This is a genomic window from Candidatus Nitrospira neuquenensis, assembly GCF_979578155.1.
Map to the genome: position 1 here is coordinate 42,168 of NZ_CEFZDU010000014.1, position 11,651 is coordinate 53,818.

The 11,651-nt window shown below is 66.1% G+C and carries 5 protein-coding genes; all 5 read left to right on the forward strand.

Features of this window, described 5'->3' with window-relative positions:
- The first annotated feature begins 14 nt into the window (after positions 1-14).
- The 5 genes from AC1U7O_RS07490 to AC1U7O_RS07510 all read left to right on the forward strand — a co-directional run bounded on the left by AC1U7O_RS07490 (position 15) and on the right by AC1U7O_RS07510 (position 11,263).
- Positions 15-1,406 carry a TraB/VirB10 family protein gene (locus AC1U7O_RS07490; protein ID WP_479894095.1) on the forward strand — a complete coding sequence of 464 codons (1,392 nt, stop codon included), beginning with the start codon at positions 15-17 and terminating at the stop codon, positions 1,404-1,406.
- A 61-nt stretch (positions 1,407-1,467) separates the two neighbouring features.
- Positions 1,468-4,869 (forward strand): PKD domain-containing protein, encoded by a 3,402-nt coding sequence (locus AC1U7O_RS07495; RefSeq protein ID WP_479894096.1) that lies wholly within the window; start codon positions 1,468-1,470, stop codon positions 4,867-4,869.
- Positions 4,870-4,890: 21 nt separating this feature from the next.
- Positions 4,891-5,637: a TraV family lipoprotein gene (locus tag AC1U7O_RS07500; RefSeq protein ID WP_479894097.1), complete on the forward strand. Its 747-nt coding sequence runs from the start codon at positions 4,891-4,893 to the stop codon at positions 5,635-5,637.
- Between the two features lie 9 nt (positions 5,638-5,646).
- Positions 5,647-8,148 (forward strand): type IV secretion system protein TraC, encoded by a 2,502-nt coding sequence (traC, locus tag AC1U7O_RS07505; RefSeq protein WP_479894098.1) that lies wholly within the window; start codon positions 5,647-5,649, stop codon positions 8,146-8,148.
- Positions 8,149-8,548: 400 nt separating this feature from the next.
- Positions 8,549-11,263, forward strand: coding sequence for a restriction endonuclease (locus AC1U7O_RS07510; RefSeq protein WP_479894099.1), 2,715 nt, complete (start codon positions 8,549-8,551; stop codon positions 11,261-11,263).
- The last annotated feature ends 388 nt before the right edge of the window (positions 11,264-11,651 follow it).

Here is an 11,651-nt window from a genome sequence, read left to right on the forward strand (position 1 = left end):
ACTGAGGCATAGTCATGGCTGAGCTCTCTCCGCAAGGCGGGTCGCCGTCCGGGCCGATCCTCGATCCCGTGAATCCCGGCCCGCGCGCGGGGGGCGGGGGGAAATCGGCCCTCCCGCGCTGGCTCGTTTGGACCCTCCTCGGCGGGGTCTCGGTGGTCCTCGTGGTCGTCGGGCAGCAGATGCGCCAGACCGAATTCGCCGAGGGCAAGAAGAAAGCCCAGCCCAAGGCGGCGACGCTGGCGCCGAAGGCCGACCAGGAGGTGTGGCTCGCGACCGCCGGGGGACAGATGAAGTCGCTCGAAAAGACCATGGAGACGCAGAGCAAGGTGATCGCGGACCTCCAGCGTGAACTGGAGAAGCTGAAGAAGGACCAGCGGAAGGGACCGCCGGGGCCGGCTGGCGCCAAAGGCGAGGCCGGTCCGCCGGGCGGGGTCAGGATCGTCCCCGGCGGGCTGGGGAAGGCGGGCGGGCGAGCGGGGAGCGCCGCCGAGCGCCATCCGCCGCCGCCGCCCGCGTCGGCGCTCCCACCCTTGCCGCTCGCGCCGACGCCCGCCGGCTCCAGTTCCAACACCGGAGCGGCGCCGGCCGCCGACCGGGGAGAGCTTCCGGCCGCTGGCGCGCCCACCGGCGGCGGGGGCAAGAGCGGCGCAAAACCCCCGGGACCGGAGGCCGCGGGGAAGCCGGCCGGACCACCGGCGGAACGGATCCGCGTCTTCAAGGCCGAGCCGGTCGCGCTGGCGGCGCGGAGCAAATACTTCATCAACACCGGCACGCTCATTCCGGTGCAGTTGCTCTCCGGCATTGACGCGCCGGCCAACGCGCGCGGGATGGGCGGAATGGGCGGCGGGGGCCGCCAGCAGCCGTACCCCGTCCTCATGGTAGTCAACAACCTCGCCTTTCTCCCGAACGACTATCGGCTGAACCTCCGCGAGTGCTTCGTCCTGGGCGAGGGCATCGGCGAGCTCTCCAGCGAGCGGACGCAGATCCGCGTGCTGGGCCTGAGCTGCGTGAAGAAGAACGGGCAGGCCACGGATGTCGGGCTCAAGGGGGTGCTGACCGGCGAAGACGGCAAGGTGGGGCTCCGCGGCCGGGTGGTCATGCGCGAGGGCGCGCTGCTGTACCGCTCGCTCCTGGCGGGCTTCGTGAGCGGGCTGTCCCGGGCCTTCCTGCCGTTCCAGCAGGGCTTTTTTATCTCCCAGAATCCACAGCAATTGCTGCAGTTCCCGGATCCGCAGTTGGTGGGGATCTCCGGGCTGGCCGGCGGCCTCGGCCGGTCGGCGGAGCTGCTGTCGCGCTTCTACATGACGATGGCGCGGTCGATCTTTCCCGTGATCGAGATCGACGCCGGCCGGAAGGGCGTGCTCATCGTGACGGAAGGAAAGGAATTGCCGGACACGCCCCTTTGAGCAGGCATGTGCGCCGTAATACCCGAAGGGTGGGACTGCGGGCTTCAACAGGGAGGAACGGGTGAGCCATCGGAGCACGATCCAGTTGGTGCGGACGGGATTCGCGGGGGTGCTCGGCCTCGCGCTTGCCTGGGGCGGCGCGGCGGTCGCCTGGGCCGCCACGGCCGAGGTCGCGGCGGACCTGAGTGAGTGGTTCAGGCCGCTCGAGACCGTGACGCCAGGTGCCAGCCTCGGCTTGGTCACCAGCGCCGAGCTGGTGCGCGGACCGGATCTGTTCCCGGATACGTCGTCGCAGGCGCAACTGATCGCGTCGCCCGATGGACACACGGTCTGGCGAGTCACCGGCGAGAAAGCGCGGCTGATCCGGCCCGATACGGGAGTGACGGTCGATTTCGGTACCTCCGGCTATGCGGATTGCGCGTCCGGAAATGCGTCAGCGGTGACCAATGACGGTCGGGTCTGGATCGTGTGCGGGGTCCTTCGCCTGGCGGCGGCGACGCGGGAGGGGACCATCCAAGTCTATGGAGATCCATCGCCGTACATGAGGCCGGACAAGCTCTATGCGGATAATCAGGGGCTGGTCGGGCTGCTCCGGAAGAGCGACGAGCTGACGCACGAGCTGGTCCGGTACGACACCTCGTCAGGTGGAAGGGTCGAGACGGAGCGCGTCGCGGTGGATGTGCGGGGCCTGTTCAGCTCGTCCTCCATCTCGTCGTCCAATTATTCGAGAGTGCTGGTCACCGACGGGACCATCCTCGTGCGGATGGCCTATTCTCAAAATAGCACCTGGTCCTACGGCTGGGCGCGCTATCAGGACGGCGCCTGGAGCCGCTACAGTCCGGACTTCCCGCTGGACGTCGAGGCTCCGCAGTATGCGGCCCGAGACGGCCAGGGACGTCTCTGGCTGGTCGCGGACAGCGGCGTGGTGCGGATCATGGACGGGGCCGGCCTGGTGACCGGCAACACCTTGACCGGCGTGTCGAACTTTCAGGCCGCGGCGGCTCGTGGCGACCGGCTGTGGGTCCAGGCCGGGAACAAACTCTCCGTCTACGAGATGGGACAGGAACGCCAGGCCGGCCGGGGCGATCTGGTGTTGGGGGGAGCCGCGAGCCTGGCGCCGGATCCGGACACCGCCAGCGGCGTGCTCGTGGCGGCGACCCCCTGTGGCAGCGCGCTCTGCGTCGGCACGATGGACGCGGTGACACGCTATCCCGCGGCCGGCGGACCCGTGGTATCCCCGGCCTACCAGGGACCGGCCGTCACGCGGGTCCTGACCGGCCTCAGTCCGGCGGTGAGCCAGCCGGCCGGCACGGAGGTCCGCTGGGCGGTGAGCGTCAACCGGGGCGGCACCTGGCAGGTCTACCGGCAGGGAGCCTGGCAGCCGCTTGCCGGTCTTGATGCGCTCGCCACGGAGGGCATGACGACCACAGACCTGGGCGCGGTCACCCAGGATACCCTGGGCCAGCTCGCAGACCGCTCCATCACGCTGGCGGCGCTCCTCGTCGCCAGCCCGGACCGCCAGCAGACGCCCGTGATCAGCGGGCTGACCCTCGCGTTCAAGGACTACGACGCGCCCACGGCGTCGCAGGTGGCCTGCCCGCCCGAAACCGGCATCGCCCAGCCCGCGCCCTGCGTGGTGACGGCCTCCGCGCCGGTGGGGACCCTCCAGTACGTCTGGACGGTCACGGCGGGGCAGGCGACCGTCACGTCGAGCGGCGCCACCGCGGCCGTCAAGCCGACCGGCCGCGAGCCCGTGACAGTGGCCGTGGCCGTGCGGCTGCAGGAGGATCCCTCCAAAGTCACGGCGCCGCTCACGGCGACCATCCAGGTGCTGTTGCCCACCATCACGGCGACCGTCGCCTGCCCGGTGGAGCAGGTCGGCCGGCGCCAGGCGGTCACCTGCGAGGCGCTCGTGGTGGCCAGCGGCGGGACGCCGAAGGTGACCTGGAACACGGACGGCGGGATCGGGCAGGCCGCCGCGGGTGGCCGGCAGGTGTCCGTCTCCTGGACGACGCTGGGGCCCAAGACCCTCCAGGCGGCCGTGTCCATCGAGGAGGCGCCGGACTGGACGGCGGCGACCGCGAGCGCGACGCTCGAGGTCATCGGCTGGCCGAAGCCGGTCCTGCGCCTCTCGGGCCCCTCGAAGATCGTGCGGGGGGCGACGGCGCTGTTCAAGGGCGTGGCCTCGGTGCCGCGCGGGGTGCTCCGGGGCACCGTGGAGATCCGGTGGGAGGTCAACGGGCAGACGAGCGCGGGGCCGGTCCTGGCCCTCCAGGGCGAGCGGATCGGGAAGCTGGCGATCGCGGCGAAGGCCGTGGTCGTGGAGGCGAGCGGTGATCCGGAGGCCGAATCGGACCTGCTGCGGAAGGAGCTGACCGTCTCGCCGGTCCCGCCGCCGTCGCTGGTGGTGCGCGCCCCGCGGTTCGCGGTCGAGGGCTTTCCGTTCACGCTGACCGCGGTGGTCAAAGCGCGCCACGCGAGCACCGGGCCCATCCGGCTCGAATGGACGATGCCGGACGGCTCGGTGCTCACCGGCCAGGACCGCGTCACCTACACGCCGGCCGGAAGCGGCGGGGTGCATGCCGTCGTGGTCCGGGCGGTGCCGGAGGGGAGCACGGCCGTGGACGAGGTCGCCGTGCGCTCGGTGACCTATCCCGTGCTGGGCTACGCCTTTCCGGCGTTCACGCTGGACAAGCGCGGCGATCGCGATCCGGCGGCGCCCTTCACCGTGGCCTACCGCGTCAACGGGGACCGCCGGAGCGCCCCCGGCGGGATCTTCACCTACACCTGGAACTTCGGGGACGGCGAGACCGTCGTGAACGACAAGTCCGGGATGACCCACGTGTACAAGACCCCCGGGATGTACGTGGCGTCCGTCACGGTCGCCGATCAGGCCGGCCACAGCCAGACGTTCACGGACCAGGTGATGGTCGAGGAGACCCGGCCCTACGCCATCACCGTGAAGATGACCCCGTCGAACCGGTGGTGGAAGGCGCCGCTGACGATCAAGGTGCGGCCGACGGTGCGGGACGGGATCAAGCGGGACAAGGTCGTCAAGTACGAGTGGCGGCTCAACGGCGCGGCGCTGGGGGACCGGAACATCGGCGTGGCGACGCTGCCGGAGCCGGGGGAGTACACGCTTACGCTCCGGATCGAGTCGCAGCAGGAGCAGAAGGCGGAGCACCAGGTCCATCTCGTCGCCGTCGCCAACCAGCCGCCGACCTGCACGGTGTCCCAGCGGGGGACGATGCGGCCCCGCCAATTCCGGCTTGCGGCCGGCTGCAAGGATCCGGACGGGCGGGTGCGCGGCTATCACTGGGACCTGGGGAACGGCCACGTGGTCGAGAATCGCGCCGCGGTCGTCGCGGAGTATGAGGAGCCGGGCAGCTATCAGGTGACCATGACCGCGACCGACGACAACGGGGACTCGACGACCGTGACCGAGATGGTAGTGGTCAACTGATCGGGGCGGGGAGGACAGGCGATGTCGGGATCGAGGAGGACCCTGCGGCGCGGGCGGGCCGCGCTGGTGCTCGTGGCGGCGGGCTGGATGACGAGCGCCTGCATGTACGGCCAGTCGTTCAGTTGCAAGGGCTACCCGGAAGGGATCCGGTGCCAGGACGTGATGACGGTCTACGAGAACCGGTACGACCTGGATCGCCTGCCGCTGTCCGGGGAGGCGGGCTCGGGATCAGGGGAGGGGGTGGCCCTTGGCGCGACGGCCCTCCCGGCGGCGCCGGCGGAGGCGCCGCCGGGCCTCACCGCCCCGGACCTGCAGGTCGGGCAGCCGGCGCTCACCCCGCCGCGGATCGCGCGGGTCTGGATCGCGCCCTGGCGGGATGAGAAGAATCGGCTCCATGAGGCGTCCCTCTTATATATGATGGTCGCCGAGAGCGACTGGGCCTACGGGCCGCGCAGGCGGCCGGTGGTCCAGGCGTCGCGGGGCAACGGGACGCTCGTGCCGACCATCTCCTCCATGATCGAGCGGCCCGGGCAGCGCCGGGCGTCCGGGGCGATGAAGCCGCCGGGGGATCCGGTGACGGGCCGCCCCGACCGCGAGGATCGCGCCCTGACGTCCCGGCCGCCCCGGACTCCCCTGCTGCCGATGCCGCCGGGCAGACCGGGGATGCCGCCGATGATGCTGCCGATGCCCCTGGGCGGGGACGACGGCTTCAACGACGTCGGCGATGGGTATGACGGGGGCGGGTTCGGCGATCCGCTGACGCAGTAGGGTCGAGCCGTGCCGGTCCCGATCTATCAGAGCAACCGGATCCTGGCGCGGTATCCGCTCAGCGCGCATCTGCCCTACCAGGCCTACGATCCAGTCCACAAGCTCTTCATCCAGGGGGACGGGCGGTGCGGGATGGTGCTCGCGGCCGACCCGCTCCTCGGGCTGGGCGACCAGGTCCTCGCGAAGTTCACGAACCTCTTCGAACTGGACCTCCCGCCGGGCTCGACCATCCAGATCGCCCTTCACGGCTCGCCGGAGGTGGGCCCGTGGCTCGACCAGTATGTCAAGCTGCGGGAGCACGCGAGCCCGGTCCTGGCGCGGCTCGCCGAGCGGACCAGGGCGTTCTTCCACGAGCGCCGGGACCACCTGCTCGCGACCTCGGGGCTGCCGGTCCGGGATGTCACCTGCTACATCAGCGTCACCATCCCGCTCGCCGGCGAGCACCGGGCGGGGCTGAAGACCGGCCTCAAGCCCCAAGGCCTGAAGCTCGAGACCATCGCGGAGCGCTGTGCCGGGATCGAGCAACTGCTGAAGAGCTGCGGGCTCGGGGTGCGCCGGCTGGAGCCCGCGGCGCTCCTGCATCTCCTCCACCTGTTGTTGAATCCCGCCCATGCCCACGACGAGCTGCCGCCGTCGTACGACCCGCTGCGGCCCCTGGCCGAGCAGGCCGTGCGCTACGATACGGTCACGCGGGTGACGCCGACGTACCTGGAAATGGACGGGCGGGTCGTGAAGAGCCTGTCCATCCAGCAGTTCCCGGAGCGCTGGCACGGGAGCCTGAACCGGGAGCTGATCGGGAGCCTGCATCGGATCTTCGATCAAGTCACCGTGCCCTTCTGGATCACGCTGAACACGGTCCGGCTGGACGCCCCCTCCGCGCAGGGGGTCATCCGGAACAAGCACCTGCTGATCACCAATCAATCCTATGGCGGGCTCCTGAGCGTCGTGCCGGCCCTCAAGCGGAAGAAGGAGCACTTCGACGCGATGGTGAACGCGCTCGCCGACGGGCGCGCGCCGATCGGGGCCTATTTCCACATCCTGCTCTGGACCGGGACCCCGGAGGAGGCCGAGAAGCAGACCCAGGCGCTCCGCGCCCTCTACCGGAGCCTGGACTGGTTGGTCCAGGAGGACCACTACATCGGCCTGCCGATGCTCCTGTTCTCGCTCCCGCTGGGGCTGCCGAACGACGTGCCGATGCTGCGGGATAAGCTGCGGCGGCTCAAGACGATCCACACGGGCGTCGTGCCGCACCTGGCGCCGATCGTCGGCGATTGGAAGGGTCTCGGCCGGCCGGCGGTGCTGCTGGTCTCCCGCTGCGGCCAGGTGATGAATTTCGACCCGTTCAAGAATCCCTCCGGGAACTACAACATCTGCGTGGCCGCGAAATCGGGCTCCGGCAAGTCCTTCTTCGCCAATGAGCTGATCCGGGGCTATTTGGGGCTCGGCGCGCGGATCTGGATGATCGACGCGGGGAAGAGCTACATCAAGCTCTGCGAGCAGGTCGGCGGCCAATACATCGAGTTCGGCAAGCGGCACCAGGAGTTCTGCCTCAACCCGCTCAGCTCGGTCGTCGAGCGGGACCCGGACGAGATGGCGATGCTGAAGGCGATCTTCGCGCAGATGGCCTCGCCCTCCCGGGCCTTGAGCGACCTCGAAATGTCCTGGCTGGAGGAGGCGCTCGACCGGGTGCTCGACGAGCAGGGAAAGGAGGGGACCCCGACCGACGTCGCCCGCGTCCTGCACGAGGCGGCCGACACCCGCCAGCGGGACCTCGGCCAGATGCTCTTTCCCTATACCGAGAAGGGCAACTACGGCCGGCTGTTCAACCGGGCGGATCGGACGCCGGAGGCGGACCGGAACCTGAGCTTCGACAACCCCTTCGTCGTGCTCGAGCTGGACGGCCTGGACACGATGCCGGAGGTGCGGAGCGTGATCCTGCTGCAGTTGCTGTTCGCCATCCAAGGCGCGATGTACAGCGGCCATCAGGATCAGCCGAAGATCTGCGCGATGGACGAGGCCTGGGACCTCCTCAGCCAGGGCGGAAACACGGCGACGTTTTTCGAGAAGAGCGTCCGCCGCGTCCGGAAGTACGGCGGCTCGATTCTGACGATCACCCAGGGGATCAACGACTACTATGACAAGATGGGCCTGACGGGCGCCGCACTCCTGGAAAACTCGGACTTCCTCGTGCTGCTGCAGCAGAAGCCGGAGAGCGTGGAATCCATCAAGGAACGGAAGCGGCTGGTGTTCTCGGAGTTCGAATTTCAGCTCCTCAACAGCCTCCACCTGATCGACAAGGAGTATTCCGAGCTGTACCTCTACACGCCGGTCGGCCGCTCCGTGGCCCGGCTCGTGACCGACCGGTACACCCAGCTCTACTACACGACCAAGCCCGACGAGCTCGCCAAGATCGCCGCCTACACCACCCGCGGCTGCTCCACCGAGAAAGCCATCGTCCAGGTGCTCGAGGACGAGCGGGGCGGGGCGTCTGCTGGATCAATCAACGCCTGAAGGTCAGAACAGCCAACAACGTCCTTCCCCACGACGTACTTTCTTCGGGCTCCCCGGCTTTCCGGGACTAAACCTTCTCCTACCCTTGTGCTCTGACAAACCGGTTCGCTCGGCTCTGACCCTTTCCTGGCGGACCAGGAGGGCGGGTTCGACTTCTGGGATATCGCGCGAGCCAATATCCGGATATCCCGCCAGGACCGGCGGCATATCTCAGAACAAAGGTTCTTGACAGAGGGAGCCAAGTGGTGAATGCTAAGGCCGTTTTCGCTAGGAGGCAACATGAGCGGGGACGAGATGGACCGCGCAGTCAATTCACAGGCTAAGCGGCTCACGTAATAGTTAGACATCGCTCGGGCTTCGCGCTACGCACACCATTTCGGACTTCAGACGCATAGGCCATATGAGCGGTCACCACCTCATCCTCGCGGTACCGGCAGCCTGGTCGAATGACGCCAAAGGTGATTTTTACGAGGAGTTCGTCCACGAAATCCTTCGGCCAATGCGGCTTCGTGCGGAGAGGCGGCTGCGCGTTACCGGGATGGAAGTCGATATACTCGCGAAAGGCGAGGACCACCCACTCACCGTCCTCATCGAGTGCAAGGCTTATCGGGATCCGGTTCCAGCTGATGCTATCACGAAATTGATGGGCAACGTTCAGCTGCGACGCGCGGACCAAGGTTGGCTCTTTTCAACGAGCGATCTCACCAAGGACGGGCGAGGACTCTGGGAGGAGATACAGCAGGATGAGAGTCACGCTCGTTCGCTCGTTTGGTACTCACCTTCCAAGACGATTGACGTACTCATCGCACAGCGGTCGCTTGTAGATCCGCGTTCACTAGTCCATCATCTAGCGAACTTTGACGTAGGCGATTGGACCCTCGTTGCGTCACCCAATCGACGAGCGTGGCTCGTGGAGCTTCTCGAAGACGGGCTACCGACGAAGTACTGTGCGTTTGACGCTCGCAATGGGTCTCCTTTGGAGGCGGCCGTAGCAAGCGATGTGGCAGGAGCTTCCCCTCGGTACTCGGGACTAACCCGGATAGCTCTGGATGTACAGCAACCGAGTGTCCCGCGATCCCGGCTCTCGCACACGAGTACTCAGGTCTCAGTCGCCCGAGTTATTCCTGGAGATGCGTGGGACGATCCGAGACCGGCGCGACCGGTTGATTTTGTTGGCCGTGACGATGTGCTCTCCGATATCGTCGGGTTTTTGAGCGACGTCCGAAGTTCCGTCACTCACACGCGTTCCTTCGCCGTTTTAGCCCCCAGCGGATGGGGCAAGAGTTCGCTTGCTTTGAAGCTGGCGCGCAGAGCCGGTGCCGGTAGGCTATCGGGATGCACAGTTACTGCCATAGACTCTCGTTCAGCAACCTCACCTGCATTCGTCGCTGAGGCCCTCCGCCTCGCCTTGCGCGATGCAGGCGTAGTTAGCCCGCGCAAACCAGGACTCAGAATTCAGAGCCTCCGCGAGCCACTCGCTTCGGCAGACATTCAAGGCGCGCTCGACAAGCTGCAAGGCAGTGGCAAGCTCTGCGTCCTGCTGTTCGATCAGTTCGAAGAATTGTTCGCCAAGGAGACTCTCTTCGAGGTATTTCACGCGGTCCGCGACCTAACGCTCGACATCGATGCGCGGCAGGTACAACTCGTCCTGGGATTCGCGTGGAAGACTGACGTGTCGCTACCGCAAGAGCATCCGGCCTACCACCTATGGCATCAACTTGCGGATCGGCGCCGGACTTTCAAGGTTGGTGCATTCGGTCGCGGCGAGATCGCGAGCGTTGTCTCAAAGGCGGAGTGCGCACTGGCGAAGCAGCTCTCTCCTGCGCTCCGCTCTCGTCTCGCCGAGCAATGCCAAGGACTGCCCTGGTTGCTCAAGAAGTTGCTTGTGCACGTGCTGCAGCGTGTCTCGACACCTGAGTCTCAGTATTTGTTGCTCGAACGAGAGCTGGATATCGAGCACTTGTTCAAGCAGGATCTTGAGCAGTTGAAGGACGAGCACCTCAGGTGTCTCAAATTTGTCGCCAGCCGAGCGCCCATAGCTGTTTCTGAGGTAGAGGAGAAGTTTGCGCGCGACACCACCAATCTATTGATTCATCAAAGGCTGCTCGTCCGTAGCGGCATGAACTACGTCGTCTACTGGGACATCTTCCGTGACTATCTCGTAGAAGGGAAGGTGCCAGTGATCCCGTGGGCTCGACCATTTCAACGGATGCCTTCGGTTGCACTTCGAGCGCTGTCAGTTCTTGACGCAAATGGCCCATTGCCAGCCGTCGGCCTCGGTTCACATCTAGGATTGAAGGAGGGGCCAACCTGGAACCTGCTTAGCGACTTGGTTGCCTTGCAGCTTGTTGAATCTGCTGGGCCGGGGGTGTATCGCGTCGCGCGCTATGTCTCAGACTTGAATGCTGAACACATCGCCGAAACTGTACGGAATCAGCTGCGACGGCATGTTGTCGCGCAGGCAATCGAACGACATTGGGCCAAAGGTGAGGTTGTCGATTACGATTCTTGGATCAGCTTCTTTGAGACTCAGCAACCGCGAAGCCAAACGTTCTCGAAGGCGACCCTTCGCCAATACGCCGGGAGCTTGAAAAGTTGGCTGGTCTTCGCTGGACTCCTAGAGTTACACCCGCGAGGCGTAGCCCGTGCAGATGGGAACGGCGCTCAAATGGGAGTTGTGTCGGCGAGTAAGGCTATTGGCGGACTATTTCTTGGCACCGCCGCCCCTGCTCGCCTCGAGGACCTATTGGCACGAGTATTCAATCAGAACGGCGCGTTAACGCGAGGACAACTTGAGTCGCTGGGCCTCAGGAACGCTGTTGCAGACGCGATTGCATTGGGCCTTGTAGACGCAAGCAAGGGCACGTTGATGCTTCGCCCTCAGGTGAGTTCCGCGTCCGAGCTTGTGGACTACGGACGGAACGTAGTCGCCCGTCAGCCTGCGGTTCGCCTCGCGCTCGAGTGCTTGCGCGACGCGAACAACGATAAGATGGTGGCCGCTGAAAGGCTTGGAATCGCGCTCGATGCCGCTTGGAAGCCAGCGTCTGCCACGCGTTATTTGGGTGGACTCTTGCGTTTTGCGGCATGGGCCAGGCTCCGTGAGACCGATGTCTAACGATCGTTGAACCTGACGAGCGATCTGCGGATTGCTCGCTTCGCTCGCTTTTGTCTGATTCGCTCGCAGGTCAACTCGGGCGTTGGACGACTTGAGTAGGATGTCTTGTGGCCACCAGAGCACATACGGTCCCGCGGTTTTACCTGAGCAACTTTGTCTCGCCGGAGTCGGAGCAATCGAAAGTCCCATATGCGTGGGTGGCAAACATCTCGAGAGTCGAGGAGATGCGCTTCAAGGTGGCCTTGTCTTTCCCTGGAGAACGAAGAGAGTTTGTGGCTGCTATTGCAGCCGAGCTGAAGAAGCGACTTGGTCCGGGAACGGTCTTCTACGACAAGGACTTCACAGCCCAGCTTGCGCGCCCGAACCTGGACACACTCTTACAGAAGAT

Bases quoted from the DNA above. Each gene is read 5' to 3' on its own strand.
- AC1U7O_RS07500 (WP_479894097.1), top strand. From the start codon at position 4,891: ATGTCGGGATCGAGGAGGACCCTGCGGCGCGGGCGGGCCGCGCTGGTG.
- AC1U7O_RS07510 (WP_479894099.1), top strand. From the start codon at position 8,549: ATGAGCGGTCACCACCTCATCCTCGCGGTACCGGCAGCCTGGTCGAAT.
- AC1U7O_RS07490 (WP_479894095.1), top strand. From the start codon at position 15: ATGGCTGAGCTCTCTCCGCAAGGCGGGTCGCCGTCCGGGCCGATCCTC.